General features: G+C 31.8%; 14 protein-coding genes. 4 read left to right on the top strand and 10 right to left on the bottom strand.

Going from position 1 to position 14,510, the window contains the following annotated elements; genetic code table 11:
* Position 1 precedes the first annotated feature (1 nt).
* The 3 genes from prfH to LJY17_RS07835 all read left to right on the top strand — a co-directional run bounded on the left by prfH (position 2) and on the right by LJY17_RS07835 (position 1,917).
* Positions 2-691 (top strand): peptide chain release factor H, encoded by a 690-nt coding sequence (gene prfH, locus LJY17_RS07845; protein ID WP_264543287.1) that lies wholly within the window; start codon positions 2-4, stop codon positions 689-691.
* Entirely contained in the window at positions 666-1,226 is a 561-nt protein-coding gene (locus LJY17_RS07840; protein ID WP_319800120.1) for a hypothetical protein, read from the top strand. The genes prfH and LJY17_RS07840 overlap by 26 nt, the downstream gene beginning before the upstream one ends.
* A 145-nt stretch (positions 1,227-1,371) precedes the next feature.
* Entirely contained in the window at positions 1,372-1,917 is a 546-nt protein-coding gene (locus LJY17_RS07835; protein WP_264543286.1) for a 3'-5' exonuclease, read from the top strand.
* A gap of 23 nt (positions 1,918-1,940) precedes the next feature.
* Here LJY17_RS07835 and LJY17_RS07830 read toward each other — a convergent pair whose 3' ends face one another.
* From LJY17_RS07830 to udk, 9 genes are all read right to left on the bottom strand, one after another.
* Positions 1,941-3,512 carry an Eco57I restriction-modification methylase domain-containing protein gene (locus LJY17_RS07830; RefSeq protein WP_264543285.1) on the bottom strand — a complete coding sequence of 524 codons (1,572 nt, stop codon included), beginning with the start codon at positions 3,510-3,512 and terminating at the stop codon, positions 1,941-1,943.
* Complete coding sequence (locus tag LJY17_RS07825; protein WP_264543284.1) at positions 3,505-4,140, bottom strand: HNH endonuclease; 636 nt, start codon at positions 4,138-4,140, stop codon at positions 3,505-3,507. The genes LJY17_RS07830 and LJY17_RS07825 overlap by 8 nt, the downstream gene beginning before the upstream one ends.
* Positions 4,137-4,814, bottom strand: coding sequence for a hypothetical protein (locus tag LJY17_RS07820; RefSeq protein ID WP_264543283.1), 678 nt, complete (start codon positions 4,812-4,814; stop codon positions 4,137-4,139). Before LJY17_RS07820 ends, LJY17_RS07825 begins: the two co-directional genes overlap by 4 nt.
* A 6-nt stretch (positions 4,815-4,820) precedes the next feature.
* Complete coding sequence (locus LJY17_RS07815) at positions 4,821-7,265, bottom strand: ATP-binding protein (protein ID WP_264543282.1); 2,445 nt, start codon at positions 7,263-7,265, stop codon at positions 4,821-4,823.
* Positions 7,266-7,391: 126 nt separating this feature from the next.
* Positions 7,392-9,527, bottom strand: a complete 2,136-nt coding sequence (gene scpA / locus LJY17_RS07810; protein WP_264544888.1) for a methylmalonyl-CoA mutase — start codon at positions 9,525-9,527, stop codon at positions 7,392-7,394.
* A complete protein-coding gene (locus LJY17_RS07805) occupies positions 9,527-9,979 on the bottom strand; it encodes a hypothetical protein (protein WP_264543281.1) in 453 nt (150 codons plus the stop codon). The genes scpA and LJY17_RS07805 overlap by 1 nt, the downstream gene beginning before the upstream one ends.
* 10 nt (positions 9,980-9,989) lie before the next feature.
* Positions 9,990-11,357, bottom strand: coding sequence for a methylmalonyl-CoA mutase subunit beta (locus LJY17_RS07800; protein ID WP_264543280.1), 1,368 nt, complete (start codon positions 11,355-11,357; stop codon positions 9,990-9,992).
* 64 nt (positions 11,358-11,421) lie between these two features.
* Positions 11,422-11,760 carry an FtsB family cell division protein gene (locus tag LJY17_RS07795; protein ID WP_264543279.1) on the bottom strand — a complete coding sequence of 113 codons (339 nt, stop codon included), beginning with the start codon at positions 11,758-11,760 and terminating at the stop codon, positions 11,422-11,424.
* Between the two features lie 116 nt (positions 11,761-11,876).
* The gene (gene udk / locus LJY17_RS07790) at positions 11,877-12,485 is read right to left on the bottom strand and encodes a uridine kinase (protein WP_264543278.1); all 609 of its coding nucleotides are present in this window, start codon (positions 12,483-12,485) and stop codon (positions 11,877-11,879) included.
* A gap of 118 nt (positions 12,486-12,603) precedes the next feature.
* Here udk and LJY17_RS07785 point away from each other — a divergent pair, with 118 nt between their 5' ends.
* Positions 12,604-13,215, top strand: a complete 612-nt coding sequence (locus tag LJY17_RS07785) for a hypothetical protein (protein WP_264543277.1) — start codon at positions 12,604-12,606, stop codon at positions 13,213-13,215.
* 31 nt (positions 13,216-13,246) lie between these two features.
* Here LJY17_RS07785 and LJY17_RS07780 read toward each other — a convergent pair whose 3' ends face one another.
* Complete coding sequence (locus tag LJY17_RS07780; RefSeq protein ID WP_264543276.1) at positions 13,247-14,506, bottom strand: NAD(P)/FAD-dependent oxidoreductase; 1,260 nt, start codon at positions 14,504-14,506, stop codon at positions 13,247-13,249.
* Between the last annotated feature and the right edge of the window lie 4 nt (positions 14,507-14,510).

Below are 14,510 nucleotides of genomic sequence, written 5' to 3'. Positions count from 1 at the left end.
TATGGAAAAGATGATACAAATAACCTCGGGTAGAGGTCCTGCGGAATGTGATTGGGTAGTGGCTCAAGTATTGAAACGACTATTGGTTGAAGCGGAAGAAATGAAGCTGGAAACCGAAGTGCTCCATCGTGAAGCAGGACAGGAAAATGGAACGGTAGTTTCGGCTATCGTTTCCATTAAAGGGAAAAAGACTGATGATTTTGTGGCCAGTTGGATAGGAACTATTCAATGGATTGGGCAAAGTACAATCAGAAAATTTCACAAAAGAAAAAATTGGTTCATAGGAATTTTTGAAATTCAGTCAGGAAATAAAGTAGTGATTAATGAAAAAGATATTCAGTATCAAGCTATGCGAAGTTCCGGAGCTGGAGGGCAACACGTTAACAAAGTGAGTTCGGCTATTCGTGCGACTCACATTCCTACGGGAGTTGCCGTGGTGAGTATGGATTCACGTTCACAACATCAAAATAAAAAACTGGCAACAGAACGATTATTTCAAAAGTTAATGGAATATGAAAAAGTTCAAATGCAGCAACGGTTTCAGGATGTTTGGATGAACCAAATGCAGATTGAACGTGGTAATCCTATCAGAATTTTTGAAGGAACCGATTTTAAGAAACAAAAAGTAGAGAAAAAATTTAAAAAGGAGCGACAGCGCCTTAAAAATGAATTACGACATGAAAACTATTGATAAATATTTATTTCAAGCCTTAGATAACTATCCGTATTCTTTGGTAGAAACGGTAGAATCCTTAGATTATGCTTTGTCTTACGACGATAAAAATACTATTGCTTTATGTTTGTACGGACGTTTGTATGCCGAGCAATTGCAACGTTATGAAATGGCGAAAGAGTATTTTCAACAGGCAATTGCAGTAGATATTCATGCTTTGGACGTATATGTACATTACATTCATACTTTAATTTTGAATGAAGATATAGCAGAAGCCGAAAAATTAATTGAATTCGCCTTAACAGTTAAAGGAATTAACAAAGCAGAAATTTTATTAAAAAGAGCGTTGATTTTGGAAAGCCAAAGAAAATTTGAAGAAGCTTTAGAAGTAATCAAGGAAGTAAAATTGACAGCTTTTACTTGTGCAACTTCTTACGATACTGAAAATGCCGAAAAGCGCTTAAAAGATAAAATTGATTTATTGAGTGATAAGAAGGAATCTAAGGAGAAAAAAGAGAAACCGAAAAAAAAGAAATCTGACAAGAAAAAATAATGATATAGAACACCCCTAAAGTCCCCTCAAGGGGACAATATTAAAGGGTTGATTTTTTAAAAACAAGCATGAATTGTGAATAAAGGTAGCTAGTTGAACTGTCCCCTTGAGGGGACTTTAGGGGTGTTTTTAAAGAAAAAAAATTATGGCAAAATTATTAGATAAAATACTCGTGGTCGATATTGAAGCCACTTGTTGGGAAGGTAAATTACCCGAAGGTATGAGTAGTGATATTATCGAAGTAGGTGTCTGTTTACTCGATGTCGAAACAGGTGAAATAACCGATAATAAAGGTATTTTAGTAAAACCCGAACGTTCAACGATAAGTTCGTTTTGTACCGAGTTAACAACGATAACTCCAGAATTAATAGCACAAGAAGCAGTTTCCTTTGAAGAAGCTTTGCGTATTTTGAAAAAAGACTATATGAGTCAAAGCAGGGCTTGGGCAAGTTTTGGAGCTTACGATTTGAAACAATTCCAAAGGCAATGTCAGGATTTGGGTAAAGGGTATCCTTTTAGTCCTTCACACATCAACGTGAAAACCTTGTTTGCACTCAAAAACAAATTGGGTCACGAATTAGGAATGGATGGCGCGCTTAAATTTTTAGACATCCCTTTAGAAGGTACACATCATAGAGGTGTAGATGATGCTAAAAATATCGCAAAGATTTTAAGGGAGATTTTGAAATAACAAAACCAGCTGGAAGGCTGGTTTTAGTTTCTCATTCTTTTATTAATAAGTTTTGTTCGGATATCCTGAATTTTTTTTATTTCATCATCATTCATACTTAAAGCTTGACCTAAAATTTGCTTGTCATATTTAAAGAGAATTTCTTCAATGTTTTCTTTGTTTTCAAATTCTATTGTGAATTCGTCAAATTTCTCCGAAGTTATATTTATATAAGGAATTGGTAAATTTTTAAATTCACTTGGAGTTAATTCTAAAACTCCACCACCATAATATCTTCCGTTAGTTTCAGCAAAAACTAATGTAAGTGAATTGTAAAAAGAAAAAATAAAACTGTTTAAATCCCAATCGGATTTCATATTTACTTTGTAGGCAGAATCAGTTACAAGTGCATTTGAATTATTCCTCAATAATTTAGGATAATTATGACATCTTTTAAAAAACAAAGCATCTGGTACAGTCGAAATGTTAGGAATTACATACCAATTATTTCTTATTTTACATTTATATCTTTTATGTATTTTTTGTTCGGTTCCAATAGATAAATAATCTGATAAACTTTTGGATATTTTATCGTTTTCATTTAACTGTAAAAGTTTTGTTGGAAGGTTGGATTGCTCTAATTTCAAAATATTTTCTTCATTGAAAACGACGCTACCATTAACAAAAATTCCTTTTTGAATAATTGGTTTGGTATATTTTGAGAGATTATATTTTTTTTCAATTTCTTTATTGATAATGAAAAAGTTATTTGCGGCTGTTACAATTCCAGGTTTCGAATCTGTGTAATAATCAACAGTTTTTAATTTTTGTTTTAGGTTATCTAAAAAATTTAATTCATCAGCAGTTAAAAAATGATGTGTCCATTTTATATTGGAATCAACTAATAAATTATTGTTTTTCAAAGTGTAAGAATTGTTTTCTAATTCTTCTTTGAACTGAATATTTGTAAAGAATTCTCCTCTCTCATTATGTTTTTTGTAGGCAATCAAAACAATTGTATCTTGACCTTTACATTCAAACATTAAGTCATTGAAAGTATAAATTTCAATTCTTTGAAATTGGTTTTTTAAATATTCTCTTATTTCTTCTGCAAATTTAACTTGTAATAATTCAGAAGGTAGTACAAAAGCTAAAACACCATTATTTTTTAATAGAGTAGTGGATTTAACTAAAAAAGTTGTCCAAATATTTTTTACTGATTTTTCAGTTAGATTTTCATTTGAATGTATTTCTTTACATGCTAATATTTGCTCCTCTTTAAGTAATGCTTTTTTTATATAAGGTGGATTTCCAATAATAGCTGAAAATCTAGTTTTTGATTCAAATTCTAAAAAATCAATTGTTTTAAAAATCGCATTTTTTCCAGACCATTTATTAGAAGCTTTTTTTAATTCTTCATTATTTAAGTCTAAAGCAGTAAGTTTAATTTTTAATGAATCATTTTTGGCAAACTGAGATATAAAAGAACCATCTCCAACACTTGGCTCAAGTATAGAAATAGCAGTGTTATCTCCAAAAAAAGACAATACTTTTTTGGAAATAAAACCAGCTAAATATTCTGGAGTGTAATAGGAACCTGTTTGTTTTTTATCCATTATAGAATGTCGCTAATTCTTTTTGAAAAAAGTAATGTTTTTCAAAAAGAGGAGTAAGTTTAGTTTTAATATTGTTATGTTGTTCACTGTTATCAGGATAACTATTTAATTCATCAATGATTTTCTCAATAGCAATTCTAGTTTTATTATATTTCCAAAGAAGTTTTAATTCATCCATTCTTTCATCAAATTTGAATGCTGTTGTTGCCATCCATTCTCCAATAGGAGAATTCCACATAATAGCACCATCATCTGTTCTATATAAGTGATTCTCATATTCTAAATCACAAGGTTCTATAAAACCTTCATTTCCTAATAAGTATATATCTTCTCTCTTTGAAGGCCAATGCTTAGTTTTATTATTATTACAGAATCTACATGAATAAACTAGATTAGAATATTTAGAAAGACTAATGCTACTTTTTGATTTAATCAAAAAATCTTTAGGCACAAAATGATCTATTTCAAAGTATGTTTTTGTATAGCCAAAACCGTCAAATGAACCACAGTAACCACAACAATAGTTAAAATCTTCTTGTAAATCTGATTTGTGTTTATGATAATTATTTCCTTTTTCAGATTTTGAAGGAGTTTCTCTTCTTGAAGGCCTTATTTCTCTTATACTCATTGTTTTTTTCTTTTATTAATGAGTTCATTTAATAGTTCTTCGGCTTCATTTTTTAAATTATCGATTTCTTCTAAATTTTTAGATATCAATAGGTGTTCAGGGACTTCAGCTGTATATGTATTATCTAATACTTTTAATTCTTTTTGCAATTTTAACAAGTTGTGTTTTTCAATAACACTTAATTTTTCGACTTTCCCTTTTTCAAGTATTTTAAAAATGTCATCCTTTCTTTTTTGAATATGTTTTCTGTATTGTTCGATGCTTTTTTCTAAAGTTGTTATAAAATGATTCACTTTTTTTTCATCTTCTTCTTCTTCATTGTCATTAAATACATCTTCTTTATCAAAAATAATTTTCCAATCCTCAACAAAAGGTTCAGCCTGTTCAACTTTATTTGTGAATATAATATGAGGGAAAAGAGGTCTTTTGTCATAAAATTCACTTTCAACTGCATCACCATTAAAAGCAACGATATTTTTTTCATTTAGTTTGTAATCAATCATTAATAAATCAATGTCTGATTCATAAACTTGGTTCATCAATTCATCCAAACTCATTCCTTGATGAAAATCATAACCAATAACTTCAAATCCAAAATCTTTTAGTCTTCTGGTATATTTTTTTACTTGTTTAATGTCTTCATCAACATATCCAATTTTATATTTAGCTTCCATAAATATTTATTTTTTTCTTATTGGAAAAGTTAATAATACTGAAAATCCTTCGTTAGGTTCTAGGATTTCAATATTACCATTATTGTCATCAATTACTGATTTTACTAGATACATTCCTAATCCTGTTCCGATTTCATTTCCTTTTCTATCTTTTTTTGAAGTGGTAAAAGGTAAAAAGATTTCCTCTTTTTCTCCAAAAATAGAATCTAATCCTTTTCCATTATCTGAATAAAGAATTTCAATCTTCTCTTCATTAATAATATTTAATTCGATACTAATTTCTCGTTCTTGAACTTTTCCTAAATTATTAAATGAATCAATTGAATTATTAATTAGATTAGTAAAAATTGTAGACATATCCATTTCAAATGCTCTGAAATCATAGTCGAAGTTTTTGATATTATCAATAATATTAATTTTAATATCCTTTCTATTTAATATTCTAGACCATGATTCGCTAAACGATTTGAAGAATGAAGAAAAAATAAGTTTACCACGAGTTCTTTTATCTTTTTTACTAGTTGTTAGGGCATAATCAATCCAATGAATAATTTTTTCAGAATCTTCATTTAACAATTCTAAAATATCCATTCCATCAATGTACTCAGATGATTTTTTTACATCGTTAGGGATAATAAGTTTTAATATCTTTTCCAAACTTTTAATTTCTCTAGAATTGTCTTTTATTTCTTTTAATTCATGTGCGAAAGATGAAACAATTAGTCCTAAACTAGCCAATGATCTTACTTGTACTATTTCTTCATTGTCTTTTTCTTTTTTATCATCATAAATTGATTTAAAAGCTTTGTTAAAAGTTTCTTTGAAAGAATCAGCAATTTCTTCTTCTTTCTTTTGTCTAAATAGGTCTATTTTTTTACTTTTTCCGAATAACTCTTCATCAACTTTTTTTGTGTCAGCAACGATTTTTTTTGCTAATTCTTCCGCTCTTCGGTTGATTTCTTTTTCTTCCTTCTTTTTCTTTTCTTTTTGAAGCTCAATAAAAATTTGATTTAAAATTTTTGTTCTATCAAATTCAAATTCATGAATCACTCCTGTAATAATTGTTTTAAAAGTGTCGAAAGCATCATTTTCTTGTAATGCACCTCGATCAGATTTATCAATTAATAATGGGTTTGTTTTTCTAGAAATTGTTATTATACCTGCTGTTTGTTCAGGCCTTACTCTCCAGTCTCCAACTCTTTGACCAGCTCCAGCGGGACTTTGAGCAACTCTTTGACCTAGTCTTAACCAATCATTTGTTGGGTCTCCATACGGTCTAACTCTGAATGAATCTCTATATACTTTTACACCACCAAATTTGTCAATAATTGTTTTTCTTTCTTGTGTATTTATTAATTTATAAGGATAGCCCTCTTTAATAGAATTATTAAATTTTAAATAATAAAATGTTAGTTCAAATGAGCCAACATCTTTTAATAATTTTAGGCTAGAATCATTTAATGACCATTTTAAAAGTTTGTCAATAGGTTTATTATAATTAAAAGTCTTTTTCTCTAATGTTTCAATATTATATGGATGTTTAGAATCTTTAAATGCATGTGTGAATTTTTTCTTTAAGACATCAATATCAATCTCATTTCGTGTTATTTCAAAATCAACAGATAAGGATTCTGAATTGTATTTAGCTCTTACTTTATAGTCAAAATCATTAAAAAAAGCTGTTTCAACTTTTCCAAATTCTCTTGGTTTTTGAAAATGATTAAAATATACTTCAAACGGTATGTTTAGTTCTTTTGGAGGGATAAGTGCTTCTAAACTTTTGAATACATTTTCTATGTCATTATCTTTTTCATTACTAAACCACTCATCTTTTAAATTAGTAATCTTTAAAAAAGTTCCACTTTTAAAATCAATTGAACTTATTAATTCTAAAGTTTCGCTATTATTAACAAGTGATTGTATTTTTTCTTTTAAATTTATTTTTGAATTATTTATTTCTGCATTAATTTCTGAAATTGATTTATCATCATTATCAAATTGTTTCCAATCCATTTTCCAATATGATCCGGAATTGTTTTTTGCTTTTTTTGAAAGTGTCCACATTTCTGTTTCAAATCCTAATCTGTCTAAAGCAAATCTACCAATTCCTTTGGCACCTGTTTTAACCCTTTTATCATCTGAAATAAAATCTTTTTCTTTGTTTCCTGTTCCAATTTGCATCCAATAATCTTTTATAATTTGCTCGGTCATTCCATCACCATTATCAATTATATAGATTATACTTTCTTCTTTTACAGGGAAATTATATTCTTTTCCGTTACTATCTTTTTTTAGAATTGTTGGAATATCAAAAAAAACAAAACAGTTTTTTGCATCTGCATCGTATGAATTTTTAACTAACTCAATTATAGCACCCTCAGGATTAGAGAAATTTTCTCTACCTAATAATTTTCCTGCTCTAGCAGATACTTTGAAAGGGACTTTCGTCATTATTGTTTTTTTAACAAATATATTGATCTTTAATTTATTTTAGTATTACTGTTTTTTTGATTATAAAAGTAAACATAAACACCAACATTGCTGCTGGTGTTTTTATAATATAACTTTAGTTATTAACTAATCTTCAAGTAAAACTTCTAAAATCGTAATCGCGGCATCACTAATTTTAGTTCCAGGACCAAAAACGGCTACGGCTCCTGAGTCAAAAAGGAATTGATAATCTTGAGCAGGGATTACACCACCCACAATCACCATAATATCTTCACGACCGTATTTTTTCAATTCTTCAATTACTTGAGGAACCAATGTCTTGTGTCCTGCAGCCAATGATGAAACCCCTAAAATATGCACGTCGTTTTCAACAGCTTGCTTTGCAGCTTCCTGAGGTGTTTGGAACAATGGACCAATGTCTACGTCAAAACCTACGTCGGCATAACCTGTGGCAACCACTTTAGCGCCGCGATCGTGTCCGTCCTGACCCATTTTGGCAATCATAATACGAGGACGACGGCCTTCTTTTTTAGCGAAAGCATCGGCTAATTGACGGGCTTTTTCAAAGCTCTCGTCATTTTTTATTTCTTTACTATACACACCACTAAAACTTCTAATTTGTGCTTTGTATCTTCCAAAAACAGTTTCCAGAGCATCGCTAATTTCACCCAATGTGGCTCTGTTGCGTGCGGCATCTACTGCTAAATCTAATAAGTTCCCCGGTTCACCTTTGGCACAAGCGGTTAGTTTTGCTAAACATTCCTGTACTTTGGTAGTATCACGGGTTGCTTTGATATGGTCTAAACGCTCGATTTGTTGTTTGCGAACGGTTTGATTATCCACTTCAAGAATATGTAAAGGGTCTTCTTTTTCTAAACGGTATTTGTTAACCCCAACAATAATGTCTTGTCCGCTGTCGATACGCGCTTGTTTACGGGCAGCTGCTTCTTCAATACGAAGTTTCGGGATTCCAGCTTCAATCGCTTTGGTCATGCCGCCCAGTTCTTCTACTTCTTCGATTAAAGCCCAAGCTTTTTCAGCAATTTCAGCCGTTAAACTTTCTACATAATAACTACCAGCCCAAGGGTCAACCGTTTTACAGATTTTAGTTTCTTCCTGTAAAAAGATTTGGGTATTACGAGCAATACGAGCCGAGAAATCGGTTGGTAAGGCAATTGCCTCATCCAAAGCATTGGTGTGTAATGATTGCGTTCCGCCAAAAGCAGCAGCAGCAGCTTCAATAGCGGTACGAGCTACGTTATTAAAAGGATCTTGCTCGGTTAAACTCCAACCTGATGTTTGACAGTGTGTTCGTAAGGCTAATGATTTGTCGTCTTTTGGATTGAATTGTTTTAGCAATTTTGCCCAAAGCATACGTCCTGCACGCATTTTGGCAATTTCCATAAAATGGTTCATTCCAATAGCCCAGAAAAACGAAAGGCGAGGAGCAAAAGTATCGACATCCATTCCCGCCGCTAAACCAGTACGGATGTATTCCAATCCATCAGCTAAAGTATAAGCCAACTCAATATCGGCAGTAGCACCTGCTTCCTGCATGTGATAACCCGAAATCGAAATCGAGTTGAACTTTGGCATGAAATTACTCGTATATTCAAAGATATCAGCAATGATTTTCATGGAAGGAGTAGGTGGGTAAATGTAAGTGTTACGCACCATGAACTCTTTTAAAATATCGTTTTGAATCGTTCCAGATAATAGGTTAGGAGCAACGCCTTGTTCTTCGGCAGCTACAATGTAAAATGCCATGATAGGTAATACGGCACCATTCATCGTCATCGAAACCGACATTTCTCCTAATGGAATTTGGTCGAAAAGGGTTTTCATATCTTCAACAGAATCAATAGCAACACCAGCTTTCCCTACGTCACCAACCACACGTTCATGATCCGAATCGTAACCTCTGTGAGTAGCCAAGTCAAAGGCTACCGATAATCCTTTTTGCCCTGCAGCTAAATTTCTTCTGTAAAAAGCATTACTTTCCTCTGCAGTCGAAAATCCTGCATATTGACGGATGGTCCATGGGCGACGTACATACATGGTTGCGTATGGGCCACGTAAGTTAGGTGCAAAACCAGCACCGAATTCTAAATGTTCTAATCCTTCTAGGTCTGCTTCGGAGTAAGTTGATTTTACTTCGATGCCTTCAGCAGTTGTAAAAGTTTGTTTTTGAGACATCTCGACTGCGCTCGATGTGACAACTTTCGACTCTAAAGTAATATGTTGAATATTTTTTCTCACTATTATTCTATAACTTGAAATTGATGATGACGGTAACTTAAGTTTTTATTTTTATTGTTAACCAAAGCGCCTACTGCGGCAGTTGCAACACCTCCTGCAAAAACAGCTACAGCAGATTCATTACTTCCAGCAGCTAGCACTCCAGATGTAGCTAATAAACCAGCACTTGTTCCAAAAAGAATGTTTTTTACTTTGCGACCACCTTTAGGGTAATGTTTAATACTTGCGATGTTGTTTATTTTTACTTCTGCGCCATCAATTGTAATTGTTTGATTGTCTTTTACTGAAAAACTACCAACCATTTTTTTTCGGTCTAAAGTTGTAATTTTTGTTCTTTGTCTTTCTTCAAAAAGAACTGATTTACCAGTTGTTTTATTTACTGCTTCGAATTTTTTCGTTTGAGCAAAAAAGGTAAAGCTGGTAAGAACTAATAATAACAATAATAGCTTTTTCATAGTGTTGGTTTTATGGTTGTTTTTCGGTTTCTAAACGTTCCTGTTCCATTTTTTCGGCCAAGCGTTTTTCAATGATTGGTGTTATCAAAGTTTTTCGTGGCTTTATCTTAACAAAAGGGAAAAGTTCTAAGTCATGACTCATACGGTCATTTTTATTGGGATACTTGTTTGTTCCCAATAGAATTTCTTTACCAGAATCAAATAATTCTTGTTCTTTTTGAGCGCTTTCTTGTATTTTCTTTTGAATAGTTCCTTCTTTTAACTGATGTAATAAACCTCCGTTAGCTTCGATATCTTTAAATAAGATAAGTGCTTTGTTTGCCAATTGTGAAGTTAGATTTTCTATATAATAGGCTCCGTCAGAAGGATTTTCTACTTTATCGAAATAGCTTTCATGTTTTAAAACCAATAATTGATTTCTAGAAATTCGATCACCAAACTCATTATCCTTATGATAAATTGCATCATAAGCCAGATTGGATATCGCATTTGCTCCACCTAGAATTGCACTCATACATTCAGTAGTAGTGCGAAGCATATTTACATTGTAATCGTAAAGTGTTTTATTTCGTTTGGTTGGAGTAGCAATTATGTGACAATCTAAGTTGTGATTGTATTCCTTTGCTAAAGCAGAAAATAACAAACGTAACGCTCTAAGTTTTGCTATTTCGAAAAAATAGTTAGTACCAACAGCAGTTTCAATTACAATGGGTTGTTCAATATTTTTATATTTGTCAAAATATTCGTTTACATGAGCCAATGCATAGGCTAATTGCTGAACAATGTTTGCGCCAGCATTTTGATATAATGTAGTGTTTACAGAAACAACATTGATATTTTTACAACTTCTAATTATATTGTTTATAACTTCAAAATTGTCTTGACCTGTGAACCAGTTCCCATCACTAGCTAATTGATAGATAGGGTCAACTAAACAGTAAATCGTGGCTTTTTTTGATGCAGCCACTGTATTTACTTTTTGTAAAAAACTTTCTGAAAGGAACTTTATAGTAAGGTAAACTGGAATAGTCTCGATTTCAATGTCAGAAAGCAACTTTACAATGTCAACTTCTTCGTTTTCGATAGTAAATCGCAAACTTTCTGCTCCTCTTGAAAGAGAATCTTTTGCTTTCTTGATGGATTTATCAACATCAAAAACAAATATGTTTTGAACTATTTTAAAAGGTTCCTTGTTAAGAGGGATTTGGTTTGCATTTGCATCTTCGTCAGCATGATAAAAAGGCTTAACCTTAATTCCTTCAGGACTTTCCCAAACTAAGGTTTCATTATAATCAGCACCCTTAAGTTCGTACTGAATTTGCTGTTTCCATTGCTTTGATGAAATGGCTTCGAAATCGTTAAATAAGTTGTTTTCCATAATTTGAAATTCCAAATTCCAATTCCTAAATCTCAAAAGTTGAAATTTATAATTATTGTTTTATTTATTGGGCTTGCTCAATAGTATCGCCTTCAAATTCTACTATATATATATCTTCGTTTTCACGTTTCATATAATATTTTTCTCTGGCGTATTTTTCTATTTGAGCAGGATTCTTGAGTTTTTTAATTTGACTTTTATCCTTTTTAATTTCCTCTTGATAATACGTTTTATTGTCTTCAAGTTCATCAATCTCTTTATTTAATAGACGATGATCTAAATAAGAATAATTGTCAAGAAAAAGCATCCAAACGATGAAGAATAATGACACCAAAAAGTACCTGTTGCCTAAAAATTTTAGCCAAGGTCTTTGGGATGTTATTTTCTCTATTGGATTAGTCATTGGTTTTCTTTAGCCCCGATAGCAGCGGTATCCTTTTTGTACACTGAGCGGAGTCGAAGTGCATGGCAAAAAGATATAGCGAATAGCGGGAAATAGCTTCTAAAAATAATAAATATTTATGAAATACGCTGATTAATTACGGCACGAACTACATCGATAGCCACAGTATTGTATTTGTCATTAGGTATAATGATGTCTGCATACGCTTTTGTAGGTTCAATAAATTGTTCGTGCATAGGTTTTAGAGTCGTTTGGTAACGATTTAAAACTTCTTCCATATCACGTCCGCGTTCTGCGATATCACGTTTTAAGCGACGAATAAGTCTTTCGTCAGAATCTGCATGAACAAAAACTTTGATGTCAAACATTTCACGAAGTTCAGGGTTTGTCAAAATCAATATGCCTTCTACAATCATTACTTTACGGGGTAGTGTATGAATGGTGTCACCAGTGCGATTATGCTTAACAAATGAATATAAAGGTTGATCTATAGCATTGCCTGCTTTTAATTCTTTTAAATGTTGAACTAAAAGTTCGAAATCTATTGAACGAGGGTGATCAAAATTAATTTTTGTGCGTTCGTCTAAAGATAAATCATTAGTTTCTTTGTAATAATGATCTTGAGAAATGATCCCTACCTCAGTTTCTGGTAATTCATTCATGATTTGATGAACAACTGTTGTTTTTCCTGAGCCAGTTCCACCAGCGATACCTATAATTAGCATAATTGTCTTGTTTGTGAACTGCAAAAATAGACATTATGGATTTATTTTTTTGTAGTGAGGCTGATTATTCATGAAAAAAAAATAATACTTTTATAACTTAAACTAAATATAAAACAAAATGAAGAAAATTGCAGTTTTAGCGTTACTAATGGTAACATCTTTTTCTTTTGCTCAAAAAGTTAAAGTTGAAAAAGGAGATTTCAAAGCTTTGAAAGGTCAAACAGAAGTTAATGTTGTATTTGATTATAGCAAAATGCAACTTATGAAAGAAAATTTAACTGAGGCTCAATATGTTGAGAATAGAGCAAAAGAGCTTAATGAAAAAAATAAAGGAAACGGAGAAGTTTGGAAAAAGAAATGGGAAGGTGCTAAAGATGGAATTTGGAATCCTAAATTTTTAGAAATTGCTAATACTGTATCAACAAAAGAAAAAACTGGAATTTCATTTCAAGAAGGTTTAAACTCTGCAAAATATACTGTAATTGTTGAAGCTGTTTGGGTTTACCCAGGATGGGATGTTGCGATGATGAAACAACCTGCAAAAGTAACAACTCGTATTAAATTAGTAGAAACTGCAAATAAAGGAAATGTTCTTGGAGAAGTATTTAGTGAAAATGCTCCTGGTGATCAATGGGGAAGTAATTTTAGTAATGAATCAAGAATAGGTGAAGGTTTTGCTAAAACTGCAAAAACGTTTGTGGCTAAATTTGTAGCTAAAGATGTTAAGTAATTTTTGCTAAATTATAATAAAAAACCCATCATTATGATGGGTTTTTTATTGTTTGCTCTTTTTCTAGGTTTATTAAGTGAGCCATATTTTTAATAACATTATCATGTTTTTTGACAAAAGGATTTTCTTGATCCCAAACATAACCTGCTAATACTGCACAAATCTTTCTTTTTACCTCTGGATTTTCTGGTTGGTGGAAAAATAAGGTTTGTAAGTTTCCAGTGTACCATTCTTTAACATACGTTGTGAAAACACCAATACCGCTTTTCATATACTGAGTAAACTCTACTTCCCAATCAATTTTTTCCCCTTGTAACTGACGATGAACTAATTTTGCTGAAAGCATTCCTGACTCTGTTGCAAAAGCAACACCAGATGAGAATACTGGATCCAAGAACTCTGAACTGTTTCCTGTTAGTGAGAAACCATCACCATACATCTTCTTGACTGAACGAGAATAATTTTCAAGCTTTACTGGTTCAAATAAGAAATCTACACCTCCAAAACGTTTTATGTAATAGTCAGATAATTGAATAGCGTTCTTTAGAGCTTCAGCGTTATCTTTATTGGTAGAAAGTGAATTGATAAAATCAGTTGGTCCTACAACACCTAAACTTGTATTGCCATTAGAGAAAGGAATAACCCATAACCAAACTTCAGTTTCTAAAATGTCAAATGAGATTAAAGTTCCTTCTTCACCTTCTGGACGATTAATGTCTTTTACGTGAGTAAAAATTGAAGAGTGAGGATCTAATTTTGATGGAGTGTCTAAATCTAATAATCTAGGTAAAACACGCCCATATCCACTAGAGTCAATAATGAACTTAGCATGGATTTCTTTCAAATTGCCATCCTTGTCTTTTACAGTTGTAATAGAATCGCTTCCGTTGAATTCTACTGCAAGTACTTCGCTTTCAAATTCTAAATCAATTCCTTTTCTAATTACTTCTTGTGCTAAAGTGTTGTCAAAATCTGCTCTTGGTACTTGCCAAGTCCAGTCCCAACCTTCAGAAAATTTATCACTAAAATCAAAAACACAAATTTCTTCACCACGAATAAAACGAGCACCTAATTTTTTTTCAAAATTCATGGCATCAAGAGCAGGAAACAAACCTGCTTCATAAAAATGATCCATTACTCTTGGGATTAAGCTTTCACCAACAACTAAACGTGGAAATTTAGTTTTTTCGACAACTTTTACCTTTATATTATTGTTGTGTAAATATGATGCAGAAACACAGCCAGATGGCCCTGCTCCAATTACTAGAACATCTACAATTTCCTTTGTCATTTTT

The organism is Flavobacterium hankyongi (genome assembly GCF_036840915.1).
Classification (GTDB): domain Bacteria; phylum Bacteroidota; class Bacteroidia; order Flavobacteriales; family Flavobacteriaceae; genus Flavobacterium; species Flavobacterium hankyongi.
This window is presented reverse-complemented; position numbering and strand designations above follow the sequence as displayed.

What these genes read in the sequence shown, in the direction of transcription:
- prfH (WP_264543287.1), top strand. Translation starts at nt 2, where the DNA reads ATGGAAAAGATGATACAAATAACCTCGGGTAGAGGTCCTGCGGAATGT.
- LJY17_RS07840 (WP_319800120.1), top strand. Translation starts at nt 666, where the DNA reads ATGAATTACGACATGAAAACTATTGATAAATATTTATTTCAAGCCTTA.
- LJY17_RS07835 (WP_264543286.1), top strand. Translation starts at nt 1,372, where the DNA reads ATGGCAAAATTATTAGATAAAATACTCGTGGTCGATATTGAAGCCACT.
- LJY17_RS07830 (WP_264543285.1), bottom strand. Translation starts at nt 3,512, where the DNA reads ATGGATAAAAAACAAACAGGTTCCTATTACACTCCAGAATATTTAGCT.
- LJY17_RS07825 (WP_264543284.1), bottom strand. Translation starts at nt 4,140, where the DNA reads ATGAGTATAAGAGAAATAAGGCCTTCAAGAAGAGAAACTCCTTCAAAA.
- LJY17_RS07820 (WP_264543283.1), bottom strand. Translation starts at nt 4,814, where the DNA reads ATGGAAGCTAAATATAAAATTGGATATGTTGATGAAGACATTAAACAA.
- LJY17_RS07815 (WP_264543282.1), bottom strand. Translation starts at nt 7,265, where the DNA reads ATGACGAAAGTCCCTTTCAAAGTATCTGCTAGAGCAGGAAAATTATTA.
- LJY17_RS07805 (WP_264543281.1), bottom strand. Translation starts at nt 9,979, where the DNA reads ATGAAAAAGCTATTATTGTTATTATTAGTTCTTACCAGCTTTACCTTT.
- LJY17_RS07800 (WP_264543280.1), bottom strand. Translation starts at nt 11,357, where the DNA reads ATGGAAAACAACTTATTTAACGATTTCGAAGCCATTTCATCAAAGCAA.
- LJY17_RS07795 (WP_264543279.1), bottom strand. Translation starts at nt 11,760, where the DNA reads ATGACTAATCCAATAGAGAAAATAACATCCCAAAGACCTTGGCTAAAA.
- udk (WP_264543278.1), bottom strand. Translation starts at nt 12,485, where the DNA reads ATGCTAATTATAGGTATCGCTGGTGGAACTGGCTCAGGAAAAACAACA.
- LJY17_RS07785 (WP_264543277.1), top strand. Translation starts at nt 12,604, where the DNA reads ATGAAGAAAATTGCAGTTTTAGCGTTACTAATGGTAACATCTTTTTCT.
- LJY17_RS07780 (WP_264543276.1), bottom strand. Translation starts at nt 14,506, where the DNA reads ATGACAAAGGAAATTGTAGATGTTCTAGTAATTGGAGCAGGGCCATCT.